This window comes from Blautia glucerasea (assembly GCF_020537505.1).
GTDB lineage: Bacteria > Bacillota > Clostridia > Lachnospirales > Lachnospiraceae > Blautia_A.
In genome coordinates, this window is sequence record NZ_JAJBMO010000006.1 from 164,337 (window position 1) to 184,591 (window position 20,255).

General features: G+C 44.5%; 19 protein-coding genes and 2 pseudogenes. 4 read left to right on the forward strand and 17 right to left on the reverse strand.

What is annotated here, in order from left to right; translation table 11 throughout:
• Positions 1-70: 70 nt before the first annotated feature.
• From xylB to LIQ05_RS07430, 4 genes are all read right to left on the reverse strand, one after another.
• Complete coding sequence (gene xylB / locus LIQ05_RS07415) at positions 71-1,537, reverse strand: xylulokinase (RefSeq protein WP_226819711.1); 1,467 nt, start codon at positions 1,535-1,537, stop codon at positions 71-73.
• 179 nt (positions 1,538-1,716) lie between these two features.
• Positions 1,717-3,198 carry an L-fucose/L-arabinose isomerase family protein gene (locus tag LIQ05_RS07420; protein ID WP_226819712.1) on the reverse strand — a complete coding sequence of 494 codons (1,482 nt, stop codon included), beginning with the start codon at positions 3,196-3,198 and terminating at the stop codon, positions 1,717-1,719.
• Between the two features lie 76 nt (positions 3,199-3,274).
• A complete protein-coding gene (locus LIQ05_RS07425; RefSeq protein ID WP_226819713.1) occupies positions 3,275-3,892 on the reverse strand; it encodes a DUF4867 family protein in 618 nt (205 codons plus the stop codon).
• Positions 3,893-3,988: 96 nt separating this feature from the next.
• Positions 3,989-4,873 (reverse strand): AraC family transcriptional regulator, encoded by an 885-nt coding sequence (locus LIQ05_RS07430; protein WP_226819714.1) that lies wholly within the window; start codon positions 4,871-4,873, stop codon positions 3,989-3,991.
• Between the two features lie 327 nt (positions 4,874-5,200).
• On the opposite strand from LIQ05_RS07430, the gene LIQ05_RS07435 reads away from it, so the two are divergent.
• Entirely contained in the window at positions 5,201-5,479 is a 279-nt protein-coding gene (locus LIQ05_RS07435) for a type II toxin-antitoxin system HicB family antitoxin (RefSeq protein ID WP_226819715.1), read from the forward strand.
• Positions 5,480-5,534: 55 nt separating this feature from the next.
• Here the strand turns inward: LIQ05_RS07435 and LIQ05_RS07440 are convergent.
• Positions 5,535-6,122, reverse strand: a pseudogene (locus LIQ05_RS07440) (glycoside hydrolase family 3 protein); the annotation flags it as partial.
• Positions 6,123-6,478: 356 nt separating this feature from the next.
• Between LIQ05_RS07440 and LIQ05_RS20580 the strand changes: the two are divergent.
• Both LIQ05_RS20580 and LIQ05_RS20585 read left to right on the forward strand, forming a co-directional pair.
• Positions 6,479-6,634, forward strand: a pseudogene (locus LIQ05_RS20580) (AraC family ligand binding domain-containing protein); the annotation flags it as partial.
• 20 nt (positions 6,635-6,654) lie between these two features.
• Positions 6,655-6,717, forward strand: coding sequence for a hypothetical protein (locus LIQ05_RS20585; protein WP_226819748.1), 63 nt, complete (start codon positions 6,655-6,657; stop codon positions 6,715-6,717).
• Between the two features lie 180 nt (positions 6,718-6,897).
• Here the strand turns inward: LIQ05_RS20585 and LIQ05_RS07455 are convergent, their stop codons facing one another.
• The 11 genes from LIQ05_RS07455 to LIQ05_RS07505 form a co-directional block, all read right to left on the reverse strand.
• The gene (locus tag LIQ05_RS07455) at positions 6,898-8,142 is read right to left on the reverse strand and encodes an AGE family epimerase/isomerase (protein ID WP_226819716.1); all 1,245 of its coding nucleotides are present in this window, start codon (positions 8,140-8,142) and stop codon (positions 6,898-6,900) included.
• A gap of 414 nt (positions 8,143-8,556) precedes the next feature.
• The gene (locus LIQ05_RS07460; protein ID WP_226819717.1) at positions 8,557-8,979 is read right to left on the reverse strand and encodes a flavodoxin; all 423 of its coding nucleotides are present in this window, start codon (positions 8,977-8,979) and stop codon (positions 8,557-8,559) included.
• A 94-nt stretch (positions 8,980-9,073) separates the two neighbouring features.
• Positions 9,074-9,625 (reverse strand): DUF3793 family protein, encoded by a 552-nt coding sequence (locus LIQ05_RS07465; protein ID WP_226819718.1) that lies wholly within the window; start codon positions 9,623-9,625, stop codon positions 9,074-9,076.
• Between the two features lie 110 nt (positions 9,626-9,735).
• A complete protein-coding gene (locus tag LIQ05_RS07470; RefSeq protein ID WP_226819719.1) occupies positions 9,736-10,023 on the reverse strand; it encodes a DUF2325 domain-containing protein in 288 nt (95 codons plus the stop codon).
• A gap of 360 nt (positions 10,024-10,383) precedes the next feature.
• Complete coding sequence (locus LIQ05_RS07475; RefSeq protein WP_226819720.1) at positions 10,384-12,471, reverse strand: heavy metal translocating P-type ATPase; 2,088 nt, start codon at positions 12,469-12,471, stop codon at positions 10,384-10,386.
• 205 nt (positions 12,472-12,676) lie between these two features.
• Positions 12,677-12,994, reverse strand: coding sequence for a DUF6110 family protein (locus tag LIQ05_RS07480; protein ID WP_226819721.1), 318 nt, complete (start codon positions 12,992-12,994; stop codon positions 12,677-12,679).
• 204 nt (positions 12,995-13,198) lie between these two features.
• Complete coding sequence (locus LIQ05_RS07485; protein ID WP_330633962.1) at positions 13,199-13,606, reverse strand: metal-dependent transcriptional regulator; 408 nt, start codon at positions 13,604-13,606, stop codon at positions 13,199-13,201.
• A 146-nt stretch (positions 13,607-13,752) separates the two neighbouring features.
• Positions 13,753-14,223: a Fur family transcriptional regulator gene (locus LIQ05_RS07490; RefSeq protein ID WP_226819722.1), complete on the reverse strand. Its 471-nt coding sequence runs from the start codon at positions 14,221-14,223 to the stop codon at positions 13,753-13,755.
• A gap of 207 nt (positions 14,224-14,430) precedes the next feature.
• Entirely contained in the window at positions 14,431-16,584 is a 2,154-nt protein-coding gene (feoB, locus tag LIQ05_RS07495) for a ferrous iron transport protein B (RefSeq protein ID WP_226819723.1), read from the reverse strand.
• A 448-nt stretch (positions 16,585-17,032) separates the two neighbouring features.
• The gene (locus tag LIQ05_RS07500) at positions 17,033-17,254 is read right to left on the reverse strand and encodes a FeoA family protein (protein WP_226819724.1); all 222 of its coding nucleotides are present in this window, start codon (positions 17,252-17,254) and stop codon (positions 17,033-17,035) included.
• Between the two features lie 25 nt (positions 17,255-17,279).
• Positions 17,280-17,492 (reverse strand): FeoA family protein, encoded by a 213-nt coding sequence (locus LIQ05_RS07505; RefSeq protein WP_118581835.1) that lies wholly within the window; start codon positions 17,490-17,492, stop codon positions 17,280-17,282.
• A 484-nt stretch (positions 17,493-17,976) separates the two neighbouring features.
• Here LIQ05_RS07505 and LIQ05_RS07510 point away from each other — a divergent pair, with 484 nt between their 5' ends.
• Positions 17,977-18,861, forward strand: coding sequence for an LD-carboxypeptidase (locus LIQ05_RS07510; protein WP_226819725.1), 885 nt, complete (start codon positions 17,977-17,979; stop codon positions 18,859-18,861).
• Here LIQ05_RS07510 and LIQ05_RS07515 read toward each other — a convergent pair.
• Complete coding sequence (locus LIQ05_RS07515) at positions 18,858-20,030, reverse strand: NAD(P)-dependent malic enzyme (RefSeq protein WP_226819726.1); 1,173 nt, start codon at positions 20,028-20,030, stop codon at positions 18,858-18,860. The genes LIQ05_RS07510 and LIQ05_RS07515 overlap by 4 nt on opposite strands.
• Positions 20,031-20,255: the final 225 nt, after the last annotated feature.

Sequence of the window (20,255 nt, forward strand, 5' to 3'; positions counted from 1 at the left end):
TGGTGATTATGTTATTTTTTTCACAACTAACACAATCACCATTTTATTAATTCCTCACTAAAAACACTTCTTATAAATTCTTAAATAATGGCTTCATAACCGGATACAGTTCTTTGAATTTCTGGTATCTCTCCTCATATTTCGCAGCCAGCTCCGGTGTAGGCTCTACCGTATCCACTACCTTGGCAAGCTTCCTGCCAGCAGTCTCAACATCCGGATAAACGCCACATCCAACAGCAGCCAGCATAGCACCGCCAAGTGATGGTCCCTCTTCCACTTCCAGAACGTCAACTTTAATGTTCATAACATTTGCAATGATCTGCTTCCACAGTGGGCTCTTAGCACCGCCGCCGCAGATCTTGGTACGCTCGATCTTAATTCCAAGGCTCTTGGCAACCTCCAGGGAATCACGAAGAGCAAAAGCAACACCTTCCAGGACAGCCTGAGTCATATCTGCTCTTGAAGTGTCCATGGACATGCCGAAGAATACGCCTCTTGCATCTGGATCATTGTGTGGGGAACGCTCGCCCATCAGGTATGGCAGGAAAAATACGTGATTCTCACCAAGCTTCTGGATTGGAGCCTGCTCTGCTGCAAAATCTTTTGTTCCAAGGATTTCCTCAGCCCACCATTTATTACAGGAAGCAGCGCTGAGCATACATCCCATCAGATGATAGCTTCCATCTGCATGACAGAAAGAATGAAGGGCATTGTGCTCATCTACGCCAAAATTCTTGCTGGAAATGAACACAGTTCCAGAAGTACCCAGGGAAATATTGCACTGTCCGTCACCAACAGTTCCAGTACCAACAGCTGCTGCCGCATTGTCTCCAGCACCAGCGATAACCTTTACATTCTCAGAGAAGCCAAGCTCTTTAGCAACCTCTGGCTTCAGTGTTCCAACAACCTCCCAGCTCTCATAAACCTTCGGAAGCTGCTCTTCTTTCACCCCGCAGATCTCCATCATTTCTTTAGACCAGCAGCGATTTTTTACATCCAGAAGAAGCATACCGGAAGCGTCAGATACATCTGTGCAGAAGGAACCGCTTAAACGATAAGCCAGGTAATCCTTGGGAAGCATGATCTTCACAACTTTTGCAAATTTCTCCGGCTCATTTTTCTTCATCCACAGGATCTTCGGAGCAGTAAAGCCGGCAAATGCAATGTTTGCAGTATACTGGGAAAGTTTGTCTTTGCCGATCACATTGTTCAGATAATCAGTCTCCTCAGAAGTACGCCCATCGTTCCAAAGGATTGCAGGACGGATTACCTGATCCTGATCGTCTAAGGTTACCAGACCATGCATCTGTCCGCCAAAGCTGATTCCCGCAACCTGGGAGCGGTCAATACCCTCTGTCAGTTCTTTCATTCCAGCCATACTCTGGGTGTACCAGTCTTCCGGATTCTGCTCAGACCAGCCCGGATGCGGAAAAAATAATGGATATTCTTTTGATACGATATTACAGATTTTTCCGGATTCTTCCATAAGAAGAAGTTTTACTGCGGAAGTACCAAGATCAACACCGATAAAATACATTTTTATCCTCCTTAACGTCATATGTGCGGCGCTCTGCGATAGCAAAAATTCTGTAAGAGTTTGCAGCTATCTAAAAACAGCCGTACCGCATAAAGTGGTACGGCCGTTTCTATATACGCCTATAAATTTCTATTCAAGTCATTTCATCCTGCGAGCAGCCCGTGGGCCATGCCCAGGTATCAGCCCCATGGATTCTCTGTAGGATATCTTACACCAGCTGGCTGGTTGTAACCGATCTTCTTAACATCAAGTCCAAGGAATTTCACTACTTCATAGAATGCTTTTCCATAATGTCCAAACATAACTGCGCCGTGATGCGGGAAGTTGCCCTCGATCAGTACGTGACGGTAGAATCTTCCCATCTCTTTGATTGCGAAGATACCGATACCACCGAAGGATCTTGTAGGTACATCAAGAACTTCACCTTCTGCAACATAGGAAACAAGCTCTCCCTCGGAGTTGCACTGCAGACGATAGAATGTAATATCAGAAGCAGCGATATCTCCCTCAAGAGTTCCTCTTGTGAAGTCTGGCTCAGATCCTGCTGGCTCAAGAAGTCTGTGCTGGATCAGCTGATATTTAACAGCTCTGGAATCGCACATCTTGCAAGCCGGAGTATTTCCACAATGGAAGCCCATGAATGTATCTGTAAGCTTGTAATCATATTTGCCCTTGATGTCCTCATCGTAAATGTACTGCGGAACAGAGTTGTTGATGTCAAGCAGTGTAACAGCGTCATTGGAAATGCAAAGTCCGATGTACTCGCTGAGTGCTCCGTAGATATCAACCTCACAGGATACCGGGATTCCTCTGGAAGCAAGACGGCTGTTTACATAGCATGGCTCAAATCCAAACTGTGACGGGAATGCCGGCCAGCATTTATCAGCAAATGCAACGTATTTTCTAGCACCCTTGTGAGCCTCTGCCCAGTCAAGAAGAGTAAGCTCGAACTGTGCCATTCTCTCGCTAAGGTCAGCATAATATCTGCCCTCGCCCATTTCTTTCGCCATATCTGCGCAAACCTCTGGGATACGAGGATCGTTCTCATGCTCTTTGTAAGCAACCAGAAGGTCAAGCTCAGAGTTCTCTTCGATCTCAACGCCCAGCTCATAGAGTCCTTTGATCGGGGCATTACAAGCGAAGAAGTCCTGTGGACGCGGTCCAAAGGTAATGATCTTCAGGTTACGAACACCGATAACGGCACGTGCAACTGGTACGAAGTCAGCGATCATCTTTGCGATGTCATCAGCTGTTCCAACCGGATATTCCGGAATATAAGCTTTCAGATGACGCATTTTCAAGTTGTAGGAGCAGTTCAGCATACCGCAGTAAGCATCACCACGTCCGTTGATCATATCGCCATCACCCTCTGCTGCGGATACATACATGCATGGTCCGTCAAATCTCTCAGCGATCAGAGTCTCTGGAGTCTCTGGTCCGAAGTTTCCAAGGAAAACAACAAGTGCATTACACTCAGCTTTGTTTACATCCTCGAGTGCCTTCTCCATGTCTTTCTCATTCTCAACAGTTACTGGACATTCATAAAGCTCACCTTTATAAGCGTCCATGATAGCTGCACGTCTCTTCTCGGAAAGCTGAATCGGGAAACAGTCACGGCTTACTGCGATTAATCCAAGTTTTACTACTGGTATATTATTCATAATATGTATTCCTCCATATTTTAATATTCTAATTATTGAATCATGCAACCCACAGATTGTGAAAATCTGTTGTGTATCAGTCGATTGTAATATTCTCACCCTTCAGGCCATTGAATGCGCCTTCGATCTTCGCATCCTCATGTGCGATCAGCCATTTATTCTTAGCTGTCATCAGGCTGTCCTCTCCAGTCTTCCCAGTCTGGAAGGTAAGGTCTGTGTTGGTTCCCTTAGGAAGTACAACAACACACTGGAAACCGCCCTCATTTACATGGCATGGTGCATAGTGAAGTGTGGTAGCATAAACCTCGATTCCGGTTCCAGCCGGTACAAGGAATGCCTCGATTCTGGATGTGTCATAGGTATGATCCGGCTCAATGTCCTGCTGATGTCCAATAAGAAGGACAAGGTCTGTAACCGCTACATTGATCTCGGAGTTACGGTGATACTCCACTGCATTCAGCTTCTTGTTATGACCATTGCAGTATCCGATCTGAACCGGCAGTCCGCCGTATCCCTTGTTCTGCAGGTCTTTCATAACATCCAGTGCCTCCAGTTCCTCCACAGATGGAACGTAGATCACGTCCTCCGGAACCGGCGTATGCTTCATCTCTTTGATAAGGCCTGTAAAGTCGTATCCCTCCAGCACTTGTCCGTATTTGCGGAATGCCGGATCTGTTACTTTCTGAATCTTCACGATTAACCTCCTTTTGCGCATGTTCTGCACAATTCTTTTTGCATGAAAAAAGCATACCATATTCTGGTATGCTTTACGACGGTTTTCTTGTCTTATCTATAGCACTTTTTTGACATTTTCCTCTTTTTGTGCTGTGTTAAATTTTTGTCTCACTTCGCTTGGAAGTCTGCCATATTTCTTCTGAAACTCTCTAGAAAAGGCTCTGCTGCTGGCAAAACCGTTATCCAAAGCAATCTGGCTCACTGTTTTTTCCGTGTTTGTCAATTCCCGGCAGGCATAGGACATGCGAATTTCCTGTAAATAAGCCTTAAAATTGATTTTTGCATACTTTTTGAACATTCGCGACAAATAAGCGTCTGAATAGCCAAATAAATTTGCCATCTCAGAAAGTTTTAGTTCTTCTGTATAATGTTCACGCATGTAAGTGGTAATTTTTGACAAAGCATCCAGGCGGCGGCTGTCCTGGATTTCCTCCTGGGCTGCCTCTGTCTCGCGGTAATCTCTTACCATCAGGTACAAAATGTTGTAATACAGTGCCATAGTCCTGTACTCCCAGCCTTCCTCACGGGCACGGTACACCTCGTAAAGCTCTTCTATGAAAAAAGCAAGCTTCCGGTTATCTGGAGCTTTGGACTTTTTGTCCCTTGCCACTCGGGCCGCGCTGGTAAAGCGGATAAAGCGCTGAGCGGTAAAATATTTCTCGAACTGTTTCAGCGGGATCTGCAGAACCACGGTCTCATTTTTCCCCGGGGCGTGAATGGAGTGGATCTCATTGGAATTAATAATGATCAGTCCGCCTGCCTCCAGGGGGTACTCTTCTTCATTGAGGTAAAAGGTCAGTCTGCCTTTTAGCACTGCAAAAATCTCGATTGAGGTATGCCAGTGCTTCTCTCTTTCGTAATTGCCGTGTCCGCCTTCGAATAAAAATATTTTGAAGGGAAGCCCTTCATTTGGTATGATCAATTCGTGCTGAAATTCCAAGATTTCACCTCCAGCAGATATATTTCTGTAAAGTCGCGCCATTTTCTTTCAGACCCGGACCAGCTAATCAGTCTCTTGTTGTAAGAATATCATTTTCCCCTATATTTGGCAATCCTGTTTCTTGGATTCTCTAAGCGCTCTGTTACCCTGCGGTACTGCTTGCGCCCTGTCCATTAACGCCCACGTGGTTCGTAGAAGGTATGCTTTTCTTTTTGAGTTTCGTATTTTCTTAAATACAAGTTTTTTCTTATCTTGTATTTACATGCCCAAACGCTTATAATTGAAATTAATTTTCAATATGTTATTTTTATTTTCGGGAGGTTTATCATGAAATTTATATATCCTGCAGTTTTTAAGAAAACAGAAGACGGTCGTTATAGGGGAACTTTCCCTGATCTGGAAGGCTGCTTCGGCGAGGGCGACACCTTAGACGAGGCCATTGAAAACGCTAACGCCGCCGCATTGGACTGGATCTCCGTAGAGCTCTCTGAAGAAGTCCCAGAGCTCCCTCCCATCACAGATCCGGACGATATGGACTTAGAAGATGAAGATGTAGTCAGAAATATCCAGGTTAACATCCGATTGTATGATGGGTGGGATGAATGAAGTTTACCGTGAAAGCCCCGGAAAATTCCGAGGCTTTCACTATATTTATAACGCTTTATTTACTTTCTTCGTACTGGTTCGATTTCCAGATCACACTCACAGGTCTTGCAATACAAGCCTTTAAATCCTCCAGCTTCAAGGTTCCCTCTGCCAGCTCTTTTTTCATATTGTCATGATCACCGAAGCAGCCTGGCATTACCAGGTCATTTCCAGCGCGCATGCAGCCAAAAGCAGTACAGCTGTCATCGCGTTCGGTGGTGGTCCAGTCGGTCATGATCATGCCTTTAAATCCCCACTCATTTCTTGCTACATCTGTACAAAGATCATGGTTATTGGCTGCATGGACACCATCTATCAGATTGTAGCTGGTCATAATGGACAGTGGCTGGGATTCCTTTACTGCAATCTCAAAGCCTTTCAGATAAAGCTCACGGATGGTTCTCTCAGAAACAATACTGTCAGAACCCATACGGTTGTCTTCCTGGTTGTTGCAGGCAAAATGCTTGATGGTGGTTCCACAGCCGTAGTTAGACTGCACGCCCCCTGTCATGGCAGCCGCAATGGTTCCTGCCACATATGGATCCTCGGAATAGTACTCGAAGTTCATTCCGCAAAGAGGATTTCTATGGATGTTCATTCCTGGAATTTCCAAATCACGCCAAAGATGATCATAACAATACGGAAACCAAGTAAAATGATACAAGGTATACTCAGCTTATCTATAGGAAACTTTATCGATAATACCTAGAGGATTGTATTATGAAATTAACCAGAAGCGAATTTCAGAATTACATACATTCTTACGAGACAGACGAGATTTTTTACCGGGATCTGTATTTTGCAGAAAAAGAACACCCGGAAACGTTTATGGAATACTGCCAGGGGCTGGACCGGGAACTGATCACCAGTCACAGGCTGTATGTGCCTGCCCTTCGCAAGGAGGCCTGGTTTCCATACCTGGAAGAAAGCGACTTGTTCCGGGATTTTAATGGAAATATTATGCTGTGCAAGCATTACCGTTATTCTCCGGTCTATGTACACGAGCATGAGTTCTTTGAGATCCTTTGTGTTTATGATGGAACTACGCACACGGAGATTCAGGGGATTTCCCATACTTTGCATACGGGAGATATCTGTATTATTCCGCCTCACACCAAACATAGTGTGAGCATTTTATGCGGACGTTTAAGAAGGCGTATGGGATGACACCTGGGGAATATCGGAAGAGACATTCTTAATGTAAAATATACATAACGAGACAAAATACGCACTGCAGTTCGCTGCATCAATGGCAATTACCAACAGAAGTGCCATCAATCCGTCCGCAGGATCGGCGTAGTCGATTACGCAGGTGTCACCCCAGTGGAGAAGTTCTTTGGGATTCGTTAATAGAAGCACACTTCAAAGAATGTGAGTAACTATCTCGCCTGCTTCTTCACAGCCACCGCAATAGACAAACCTGGATTATAATACGGGATCAGTGTCGCCTGCAGCGCATGGTAAATGTCAGATTTGCCAGGCCATACAGTTTCCAGAAGGTTGTTCTCCCGATCCAGCTGATGGAACCAGGAACCGTTTACATGATCCAGAACCTTCTCATCCAGATATTCCATAAACTCTGCATAATCTGCTGCGTATTTCTCATTGTCCGTTACATGGGACAGTACAGCGGAGGTATTGATCGCTTCTGCAAGAGTCCAGTGCATTCTATCGTGAACCACCGGCTTGCCATTCCAGTCTGTAGTGTAGCAGATTCCAGGAGCACCGTCTGCGTTCCATGCGTCGGAAACAGCACGATTGTACAGGTTCTCAGCTGCTTCCATATACGGTGCTGCACCAGTCTTGTCTTCTTTATAAGTAGAAAGCGCCCACTGTGTGATCAGTCTTGCCCATTCAATTCCATGTCCAGGAGTTGCTCCATATGGCTTAAACTGGTCGTCCGGACGGTCTTTGTTGCACTCCAGATCCGGTACCCAGTCACTGGAAAAATGCTCTGGAATACGCCAGTTATTATCCTTCGCCCATACCAGGACATGGTCGATAATTCTGCCTGCGCGTACACGGTATTTCTCCTCCCCTGTCACATCCGCAGCTGCCAGAAATGCCTCAACCGTGTGCATATTGGCATTCAGTCCACGGTAAGGATCAAGCATCGTAAATTCTGTATTCCAGGTATCGCAGGAAAGTCCCTCTTCCTCATTCCAGAAGCGCAGATCATAGAGTGCAAGGGCATCTTTCAACAGCTCTTCTGCCCCTTCCCTGCCAGCCAGCACGCCGGAAGAAGCCGCCAAAATTACAAAGGCATGGGCATAGCACTGCTTGGTTGGAACGATCTCATTGTCCTTAGTAAGGCCAGCATACCAGCCGCCATTCTTGTCATCGTGAAGCTCAACCCGAAGTCCCTTCAAAGCTGCATCTGCCAACGCCTCGCTGCCTTCATGTCCCAGCATGGAACCAATGCTGTACACATGTGTCATACGGCTTGTGATCCAGGTCTCACGGTTGCGGTCCTTCCATGGAGTACCGTCATCTCCAAGATAATAGGAGCTTCCTCCTGGTGACGGAAACTGATGTCCGAAGCTTAATAACCCATCTCTTACGCCCTGCAGGAATTCCTGGTTCTCAGCTGTTCCAAGCTGATATTTTTTCTCTGTAACTGCCATTTCTTTTTTCTCCTTTACCCGATATTTTTAGCGTGTGCCCACAAAAGACAAACTGTAAAATATGTATACAGATTGCGGGAATAATTTCTGGAGCACGCTCTGGATAATCTCCCACTTTGCTATCTTCATCTTACCTTATCTGAAAGTCTTTGAACAGAGGGGGGAAATTTGGCTTTTACGGGGATTTTTACTGTCTTAATTCTCTGGCACAATTATACTCCCTGACAAAATTCCGGTCAATTTATTTAGTAAATCCGGTTATTCAAAATATCGCTCCAACAGTACAATTCCATTCTTCCAATTCAAATATATCAAAAAACAGCCGCTATCAGTACGTTTATTCGCACCAATATCGGCTGTAAATATCATTATTGTTATAATACCCTTTATTCCGTTTTTTCAAAAAACAGTTGATCAGCAAATAGCCTTTCCAAGCTCGATGCAGGCTGTCTGAGCCTCATCATCTGGCTCTTCGTTGCAGATTACGCTGTCAGCCGCAAGCGCTACGCCGTCGTTCTGGCATTTCTCTTCCCAACTGCGCATCCAGTCGCCATCTCCCCATCCGTAGGAACCGAAAAGAGCTACTTTCCTACCTGCAAGCTTTGGCTCACATGCCTCAAATACTGGCTGGAATACGGTATCCTCAAGCTCCTCATCTCCCATTGCAGGGCATCCGAAAGCCACACCGTCAAAACTGCTGATATCTGTTCCGTCGAAATCGTCAGCGCTGATCACTTCTACCTCAGCTCCTGCAGCTTTTGCACCTTCTGCTACTTTATTTGCCATTGCCTCTGTATTACCGGTTCCGCTCCAATATACAACTGCTACTTTACTCATAACTTCATTCTACCTCTTTCTTCTTATTAATTTTGTTGTCAGCCTTCGGAAACGTTCTTGTATTTATTTCCCCACATCTGACTCTTTATGTATGTTAAGCAGCCACTGTCAGCTGCAGAACACTCCTGCCTTTTGCCCATAAATTGCGGTATACCTCCCGGCATTTATGGTACTTCTGAAACATTTTCAATGCTTCACATTCATTACAATATACTTTCCAGCAGCCGGAACATTTATAATTCTGTCCGCCGTTCTGGATAAAACCAATTACATCCCCAAGCGGGTAATCAAGAAAAATCCCAATCTCATGTGGAAAGTCTTCTGATGCTTCGAAGCGTTTTTTCAGAAGCGCCAGACACGGTTCTGGTTCTGTATTTTCGTATCCATATTTTTCCAGGAACCGGGCAACTCCGGGACGGTTCAGATTCCTGGCCAGCTGTTTTTCCCGATATACATACACCAGGGAACGGTTTTTGCAGCTGCGAAGTACCATCAGCTTCACACCTTTTGGATTCATCATCTGATTCCAGAGTTCAAGCTGAAGATCAATGTTTTCTCCCTCACCGCAACAGCCATTAAATAGATTGGCTGCTTTTAATGAAGCAAGTGTGGGAGCACAGTGCTCAATGAGACATTTCTCAATCATAATAATCTCCTTACACAAAAGCCTGTTAAAAATCATTCCCACAATCAGCAGAAAGCCTTTTCAAACACGCCTCAGTTACATTCAAAATTTTGCAAGCATGACTTACAATTTTAAGCCATCACTGCATGCTCATCCAGTGCGCACTTTAAAGCACTTGCGCTGCTGGTATGGATACGGGCTACCGGGATGTTATTTTTCTTAGCTTCCTGGGAAGCACTGATGACCATTTTATGGGACACTGTATTGGTGAAAAGCACCATCAGATCCGGGCATCCGATTTTCTTACGGATGGCGCCGTTCTCTTTTGGAAAAACTTTCGCTTTGTACCCATAGTTTTTACAAATGTCGGTGTACTGACACACCATTCTTTCGTTACCGCCGATGATTACAATACTCATGTGAACTGTCCTTTCCGGATTTCCTGAAAGCTAATGAAAAAAGCTCCCCATTCCTAATTTGGTTTTTCTTTTCTCATTTTTGTTAGTTTGTTCTAACCTTTCATTAAAAAAATTAGAAGTTTGCAAATTACTGCGAACCGTAACATTTGCACTTCTGAAATATGTTTTAGTTGCCGCAGTTCTTTACATTTATCTTATGCAAAGAACTCTGATCATATGTATTGTTATTTATTTACGCTTTAGTTAGCTAATGCTAACTTTTATAATGTTAGTTTACCCTAATTCTTTATTGCTGTCAAGTCCCAAACAAAAAAAAGAGAGTTAATGAAAAACTGTCTCATTAGCTCTCTAATTATAGGGCTAAATTTCCACTGTATTCACCAGATTCTTCATGCTGTTCATACCGATCAGCAGCGTAGAAGTATTGTGAAGCAGTGCGGATGTAGTTGGCTGCAGGATGCCTGCAACACCAAGCAGGATCAGGCCTGTGTTAAAGCCTACGATGGTTCTGTAGTTACTGTGGATACGCTTCATCAGCGCATCACTGATGTTCTTCAGAACTACAATACCATCCAGATTGTCAGCGCCGATGGTGATGTCTGCGATCTCTCTTGCGATCTCAGCGCCTTCACTTACTGCAATACCTGCGTCAGCTGCGGAAAGGGCAGGAGAATCGTTGATTCCGTCGCCAAGCATAACCACTTTACGGCCTTTCGCTTTCTCTTTCTCTACGAAGCTTGCTTTATCCTCAGGAAGGACCTCAGAATAATATTCGTCAACACCAACCCTGGCTGCAACAGCCTTAGCAGTACGCTCACTGTCACCAGTCATCATAACCACCTTGCTGAAACCAGCTTTTTTCAGTGCTTTTACAACTGTAGGAGCTTCCTCACGGAGCGGATCCTCAATACAGATAACTGCAGAGAGGCTGCCCTCAATAGCAAGATACAAATGGGAATATTCATTTGGCAGATTCTTAAACTGCTCCTCCATGCCTTCCGGAATGGTGCATTTCTCATCTTCAAATACAAAGTGGGAGCTTCCGATAATAACCTTTTTCTCCTTGATGGTTGTGGAAATACCGTGAGCTACAATGTACTGTACCTTAGAATGCATTTCCTCATGATCCAGCTTTTTCGCCTTGGCTGCATCTACAACGGCTTTCGCCATAGAGTGTGGGAAATGCTCCTCCAGGCAGGCTGCGATCCTGAGAAGCTCATCTTCACTCATTCCATTAAATGGTACCACCTTTGCTACAGTAGGCTCTGCTTTTGTGAGAGTACCAGTCTTGTCAAATACAATGGTATCGGCATCAGCAATTGCCTCCAGGAATTTGCCGCCCTTAACTGTGATCTTATATTCTCCTGCCTCACGGATAGCGGAAAGTACGGAAACCGGCATAGCCAGCTTCAATGCACAGGAAAAGTCAACCATCAGTACAGAAATAGCCTTGGTCACATTTCGGGTAAGCAGATAAGTAAGCGCTGTACCGCCAAGTGTATATGGGACCAGTCTGTCAGCCAGATGCTCAGCCTTGCTCTCAAGACCGGATTTCAGCTTCTCGGTGTCCTCGATCATGGCTGCAATCTTCTCATAGCGGCTGGAGCCTCCAACTGCTTTTACTGTGATAACAGCCTCGCCTTCTTCTACCACAGTACCTGCGTATACAGAATTTCCTACTACCTTTCTTACCGGAACGGATTCACCAGTCAGGGAAGCCTGGTTTACCATAGCCTCGCCTTCCGTGATCGCACCGTCGAATGGGATCACATTTCCCATATGTACCACAACCATGTCTCCAGTCTGAATCTTGTCTGCGTCAACCAGCACCTCTGTGCCCTCGCTGCGCAACCATACCTTGCCTGTGTTCAGGGACATGGTACGTGCCAGATCGTCCACGGATTTCTTGTGTGTCCACTCCTCAAGCAGTTCTCCGATTCCAAGCAGAAACATAACAGAACCAGCTGTGGAGAAATCTCCTCTGAAAATAGAAACACCAATTGCAGTTGCATCCAGAACCGGGACCTCGATCTTACGCTTCCATAATGTCTTAACGCCCAGCCAGATATACTTCACTGACATTGCAGTAGTATAAATTGCAGACCACGGATATGGCAAAAGAAGCTTACGTCCATAATGGAAAATAATCTTATTTACCAGCTTCTCCTTGTATGTCTCATTTAATTCCCTTCCAGAGTTCTCCAACACCTGAGCCGGTACGCTGACGCGGCTGTAGCCAAATGCCTGGATCTGTTTCAGGAGCTCTGCCCTTTCGCCTGTATAATAAATAAGAGCATCACAGGTACGGTTGAATACCTGGGCTTTCTTTACTCCATCCAGATTTTCCAGGTAATACTGAAGTGTATCAGCCTGGAGAAAGTTCATGTATTTCTGAAAAAGGTGGACTCTGATACGTCCTTTCTTTTCATGCTTTATTGTAAATTTCAATTTAGTCACCTACTTTTCAAAGCAAGAGTCACTGTTCACTACGTTCACAGTAACAATTAAGAGGACTGTCGTGATATACGGCAGTCCCCAGTATGCATCTGTTTTACAGTTACAAAATACAGTATCTTTTATTCACAAAATCCAGTACAATGCATTCTGTCTATTCCAAGACACTGTTTTGCACTATGTTCGGGAGTCGGACAGATTACTCAGCTTCAGCCTCTGTCTCAGTCTCTTCTGTCTCTTTGAACTCTGTCTCGCCCTCAGCTGCTTCATCCTCAAATGGCTCCTCAGCTGCTTTTCTGTCTTCGTTGATCTGCTGTGCATCTGCATAGATGTCACCTGCGTTCTCCTGAACAGTTGTTACAGTCTTCATTACACAATCCTTAGCTCTTAAAACAGCAGCTGTGCACTCTGTGTAAACCTTCTTTGCATCTTTGCTTGAAAGCAGCTTGATACCAGCAGTTCCGAATAAAACACCTGCTGCAAAAAGTCCTGTTTTGTCCCATTTAAAACTTGCCATGATTAAATCTCTCCTTATAGTAAAATGTTTTTTGTTATTAGTTGTCTTTCGATTTCTCGCATTATATATCAGGTTCTCTGGAATTTCCAGTACTTTTTTGCTTGTTGAGAAATCTTCTCATTAATCTTTATTTTTGCATATTCAAACCAGCCAAAGCCAGTGTTTATCAGCATTTGCCACTTTTCCAGACCATTTAAACAGCCCTTAGCCTTCTCCAATGCCCGACATGGCATCCAGATAGCTCTTTATTCCCTTAAAAGTCTCCTCGCTGATCACATGCTCCACTTTGCAGGCATCCGACTCCGCTGTCTCTTCTGACACATTGGCACATTTTGCAAACAGCTTCGTGATCACCTGGTGCTTCTCGTAAACATTCTCTGCAATTTCTCTTCCCGATTCCGTGAGAAGTAGACGTCCTTTTTCATTTCTTGTAATATGACCATCCTTTTCCAATTCTGTCATGGCCCTGGTCACACTTGGCTTGGTGATGCCAAGATGATTTGCAACATCCACCGGACGTACCTCTCCGGGGGATTTCTTATTCAGGATCAGAATCGTCTCCAGATAATCCTCCCTGGACTCCTTCATTCCTTCTTTCTTCATACACCACATAGTTGCCGCACCTCCGCCTTTCTTTTTGCCTCGGTTCCGGGTACTGATATATCCTCTGCGACGCTACCGCCTTCTGTCACCGTAAATCAGGCACAGTTACTGTTTACAGTCTGACCTACAGCTATGCACAATGTGCATCATCATTCTCATGCCTCACATTTTGACATTATCATCTCAATACTCTCAATATCCTGGTCCCCGATATAGCCCATATTTTTAAGTCCTTCTCTTACAACCTGTTTCCAGACTTCAGAAGGTAACTTACAGACCGTATCATCACTAAGTCTTACAGTGCAGCCGTTTTCCTGACAGCATGTTTCGCAGCCGGAAATCCGGTACATGTTCTTGCGGCTGATAGCGCCGATTTTCTCCAGCATATTTACCATACGGTAAATGGTGGCTGGGCCTATGTTCTTATCTTTTTCCTGTACTTTGTAATAGATTTCCTTGCAGCAGGAACAATCCTCTTCCAGAATAATATCCAGAATCAGCTGGCGCTGCCTGGTGATTCTGCAGCCCTGGTCGCGTAATCGTTCAAGGATCATATCTTTTTGCATTTTTGTACGCTGATATGCTTCATGAGTCTCATATGCTTTTTCTTTAACTGCTTTTTCCATCCTTCATCGCCATCCTTTTCTAAACTTTTGTGTCGTCTGGAATTCTGATATAAAAAGAAATCCGGCTACTATACTCTTGGCTGAAAAGCTGGTGAAATGCTATCTGTGGATCATAACAAACCAGTTTCTTCAGATTTCCCCTTATATAAAAATTCCAGCCTGTATCTCTTTAAGGGATACAGGCTGAATTATTTTTAAGAACTTTGCTTAAGCAATACTCTTTGTATTAACCTTTAAGCTGTTGCTCTCTTTATATGGTCTGAACAGCAGGTACAGGAATACTGCAACCAGAACAAATGCTACAACAGTTCCGATTCCAAATCCGCCGCCTGTAAGCAGTGTACCAATCTGATAAATGCAAAGTGAAACTACATAAGCAAGACCACACTGATAGCCGATTGCAAACCAGAACCATTTTGCGTTGTTCATCTCTCTCTTGATTGCACCCATAGCCGCGAAGCACGGAGCGCAAAGAAGGTTGAATACCAGGAATCCGTAAGCTGCAATTGGAGTCATAACCTGTGCAAGATTTCCCCAGATCTCAGCTCCATCCTCTGCAACCTCTGCAAATCCGAAGAGCATACCAAATGTAGCAACAACGTTCTCTTTTGCAATAAGACCTGTTACGGCTGCAACTGCCATCTTCCAGCCCTCTCCTGCTTTTGTCCATCCAAGAGGAGCAAAAATCCAGGCGATAGCAGAACCAATCTTGGCAAGAATACTGTTGTTCAGTTCTTCTACCATTCCGAAGGAACCGCCTTCCCAGCCGAATCCCATGAGGAACCAGAGAACGATTGTGGAAAGAAGAATGATGGTACCAGCTTTCTTGATGAAAGACCAGCCTCTCTCCCACATGCTTCTCAGAATATTGCCGACTGTCGGCCAGTGATATGCCGGAAGCTCCATAACGAATGGTGCCGGCTCGCCAGCGAACATTTTTGTTTTCTTAAGGATGATACCGGAGCAGATGATTGCTGCGATACCAACAAAGTAACAGCTTGTCGCAACCCATCCGCTGTTGTTAAAGAATGCACCTGCAATCATTGCAATGATCGGGAGCTTCGCACCACAAGGAACAAATGTTGTGGTCATAATTGTCATTTTACGGTCACGGTCGTTCTCGATTGTACGGGAAGCCATAACTCCAGGAACACCACATCCGGAACCGATCAACATTGGGATGAAGGATTTTCCGGAAAGACCGAATTTACGGAAGATTCTGTCCATGATGAATGCAACACGAGCCATGTAACCGCAGGACTCAAGGAATGCAAGGAACAGGAACAGAACCAGCATCTGCGGTACGAAACCAAGTACAGCGCCAACACCGGCAACAATACCGTCAAGGATCAGTCCCTGCAGCCATGCAGCGCAATTTACAGCTTCCAGAGCAGACTCAACTGCCGGAGGAATAATCTCACCGAAGAGTACATCATTTGTCCAATCTGTTACAATAGTTCCAACAGTGGTTACAGACACATAATAAACAACCCACATTACAACTGCGAAGATCGGAAGCGCCAGCCATCTGTTGGTTACGATTCTGTCGATCTTATCGGAGGTTGTAAGCTTCTTTCCTGTAGAGGATTTTGTATAGCACTGTCCAATAATGGAAGAGATGTATACATAACGCTCGTTTGTGATAATACTCTCTGTATCATCATCGAATTTATCTTCCAGAGCCTTTACTTCGTAAGACACATCCGGAACGCTCTTCATCTGCTCTACGATCTTGTCATCTTTCTCGATAAGCTTGATTGCAAAGAAACGTTTCTGAGCCTCTGCAACAGTTCCTGTCAGCTTATTCTCAACAGATTTGATCGCATCCTCAACATCCTGTGCAAATTCGTGAACCGGAACGGTTTTCTTTTTGCTCTGTGCTGCGCTGATTGCCTTCTCAGCAGCTTTCATGATTCCGGTTCCTTTCAGAGCGGAAATCTCAACCACTTCGCAGCCAAGCTTTTTGCTTAATTTGTCAATGTGGATCTTGTTTCCGGATTTCTGAACCAGGTCCATCATGTTAATTGCCATAACCACCGGGATTCCAAGCTCCATGATCTGTGTGGACAGATACAGGTTACGCTCAAGGTTTGTACCATCTACGATGTTGATGATCGCATCTGGCATTTCATTGATCAGGTAATTTCTGGCAACCACTTCCTCAAGTGTGTATGGGGAAAGGGAATAAATACCAGGAAGGTCCATGATGGTTACATCCTTGTGACCTTTCAGTTTACCTTCTTTTTTCTCTACTGTTACACCAGGCCAGTTACCAACGAACTGGTTAGAGCCGGTCAGTGCATTGAATAATGTGGTCTTGCCGCAGTTAGGGTTACCTGCAAGTGCAATCTTAATCGACATTTTCATGCCTCCTCTTTCTTTCCAGATTTTCTTTTTTCAATTTTTGGGGCTTACGTATGCCAGCTTCCGCTAATTTTAGTTGCCCGCTACTATCGATTGTTTCAATTAGTTTTCATTTGTTAGCGTTTTCACTTATTTGTTAGGTCTCGCTAACTAACCAGAGTAAAAAAAATTGCCCATTCGTTTCCAGAATATGCAATTTCATGCTGTGCTCATTTCCCTTATGTATGCGCAGCTGCGGTTTCCTGTTGGCTTTCGCTCTCAGGGCCCCAAAAGTACTATATCTTGGTAACTGTTCAGTGCCTTCACAGTTACATGCTCCGCGATGCACAGAAATCATGCTTTGCATGATTTCACGCCGCTACTCTCGGGTTTTCTGTGAACTACGTTCACACAAAACGCCTGGCGGAATACTGTCTTCGGAATAGTTACACATCTGGTACAGTACTTACTCTACCTCGATCATTTCTGCATCGCCTTTTCTCAGAGACAGTTCATAATCTCTTACGGTTACCTCAATAGGATCTCCAAGCGGTGCAACCTTACGTACATAGATCTGCACACCTTTGGTGATTCCCATGTCCATGATACGTCTCTTTACAGGTCCTTCGCCATGCAGTCTCTTCACTGTGACAGTCTGGCCTACGCCAACTTGCCGTAATGTTTTCATAATACTTGCTCCTTTTTTCTGGATTTCAGACCATGATCCGATTCGCCATATCCTTGCCAATGGCAACTCTGGAATCTTTCACATTCACGATCATGTTACCGCTGATCTCACTTACAACGGTTACAGTAGCTCCCTGTACAAATCCAAGATTTTCAAGAAATTTACGGGTTTCTTCTTTACCGCCGACTTTTTTGATCACCTGCGGCTCTCCTTCGTTTACCATTGATAACGGCATCATATCATCCTTCCTTTTTGTGTTTTAGAAACACCTATTTATTATTATGTTTCGCTTACGTTGATTAGTATATTCTAATTTATATAAGCTGTCAATAATTTATTTGCACTTTTTTCTCATTTTTTTCCACTGCAATTTCATAAATTTTGACCAGAAAACATTGGATTACTATTCACAGGTAATGTTCCGCGAGGTGTTTTTTGTGAGCAAAGCTCACAGTTCCCCCGAGGACCTAGGCGCGAAATCATGCGAAAGCATGATTTCTGCACATCGCGGAGCGTGTTACTGGTCACGGAGTGAACCGTAACAATATTTGAAAATCTTTCGGAAATAGCAGGATCGATAGTGGAATTGTAGAAATTTATTGTTTATAATAAAAAAACAACTAAAAATTAGGAATATGTGTATTCTTATACTGATTGCACAAGTTTCTATAGTTAAAGCAATGAAATAATCACATGTATTTTTTTCAGAAAGGATTGTTTTTATGAAACAGGGAAGCAAAATCGGGATTGTCTGTTGTTCCAACGGACTTAGGCAGGAACAGACCGAAACAATAAAAATGTTGGTGCAGATTCTGGAAAAATCCGGGCTGGAAGTATCACTTAGCCCTTATCTTTATGGAGATGAAAATGGAGAGGCCGGAACTGCCAGGGAACGTGCCAGGGCGCTTATGAAATTTTATGAGGATGATTCTGTTACTGATATTTTTGATGTGTCTGGCGGAGACATGGCCAACGAGATTTTACCTTATCTAGATTTTCAGACGATTGCTTATGGGAATAAACGTTTCTGGGGATACAGTGATCTTACCACCATTCTGAATGCCATTTATGCCCGGACGGGGAAATCTTCTGTCCTATATCAGGTACGGAATCTTACCTATGATCACAGCAAGTCCCAGATAACGGACTTTCTTGGAACGATGCTGGCGGGAGCCTCTTCCCTTTATGATTTTCCTTATGAATTTGTACAGGGAACTCATATGGAGGGAATTGTGGTTGGCGGTAATATACGGTGTCTTTTAAAGCTGGCTGGCACACCTTACTGGCCGGATATGCGGGAGAAAGTCCTGCTTCTGGAGTCCTTTGGCGGAAAACGGCCTCAGATGGTAACCTATTTAAGCCAGCTCAGTCAGATGGGCGTTTTTAAGAAAGTAAATGGGATTCTGCTTGGAACATTTACAAAAATGGAAGTGGATAACTGTCAGCCAGATATGGCAAAACTGATTCTTGAATTCGCAGAAAAAAAGACGCCCATTGCGAAAACACCTTTGATCGGACATGGATCAGATTCAAAAGCGATTCGCATCGGGCATCGTTTAAAGTTATTCTCCGCAGAAGAAAACAAACGGATATATAAAGAATTTTAGATTCTAGCCACTCCGCTCTTAATGGCAGCTTCTGCCGTAGCCTTTGCAACTGCATTTTTCACACGTGAGTCAAATGCAGCCGGCAGAATATAGTCAGCGCAGAGTTCTTCGTCGCTTACCAGACTTGCGATTGCATACGCAGCGGCAATCTTCATTTCATCGTTGATGTCGGATGCGCGGACATCAAGGGCCCCGCGGAAGATTCCTGGGAAGCAGAGAACATTGTTCACCTGGTTCGGGTAGTCGGAACGACCGGTGGATACAACTGCTGCTCCTGCTGCCTTGGCCTCATCTGGAAAAATCTCCGGAGTTGGATTTGCGCAGGCAAAGATGATCGGATCTTTCGCCATGGTGCGAACCATATCCGGAGTAAGGGTTCCAGGTGCGGAAACACCGATAAATACGTCAGCACCTTTGATTACCTCGCTCAGGGAGCCTTTCTCATGATTGGCGTTTGTGATCTTCGCCATCTCTTCTTTAATCGGATTCAGACCCTCACGCCCCTCGTAAATTGCACCTTTACGGTCTGTCATAATAACGTTCTTAAGTCCCATGGAAATAAGAAGTTTGATAATCGCGATTCCGGCAGCTCCTGCTCCGGAAGTAACGATCTTAATGTCTTCGATTTTTTTGCCAACAACCTTCAACGCATTGATCACACCTGCAAGTGTAATAACTGCAGTACCATGCTGGTCGTCATGGAAAATCGGAATATCACAGCACTCTTTCAGCTTCTTCTCAATCTCAAAGCATCTCGGTGCGGAAATATCCTCCAGGTTTACACCGCCGAAGCTTCCAGCCAGAAGACGAACGGTCTGCACGATCTCATCTACATCCTTGCTTCGTACACAAAGCGGAATAGCATCCACATCACCAAACTCTTTGAACAGAACGCATTTGCCCTCCATAACCGGCATACCTGCCTCCGGACCGATATCTCCAAGACCAAGAACTGCGGTACCATCTGTTACAACAGCAACGGTATTCCAACGTCTGGTAAGTTCATAACTTTTATTAATATCTTTCTGAATCTCAAGGCAAGGCTGTGCAACACCAGGGGTGTAGGCAAGGCTTAAAGCATCCTTGGAATCAACCTTTGCTCTTGAAACAACTTCAATTTTACCTTTTAACTCATAGTGCATCTTTAAGGATTCTTTTGCGTAATCCATGTTCGTATCTCCTCTTCTGAAAAAATATGTGGACACTTGCTCCCATTATTATACGCAGCAAGTCCCACCCGGATACAAAATATCCACTTTGGGCTACAAGGGAAAGTATATACGAAATTTTACCAAATCACAACATGAAAATATGAATAAATCTCTCAATAAACAGAACACCACTCCAACCTGGTTGCCACTATTAACCCGCCCTCCCCCCAAAAACGTATTACT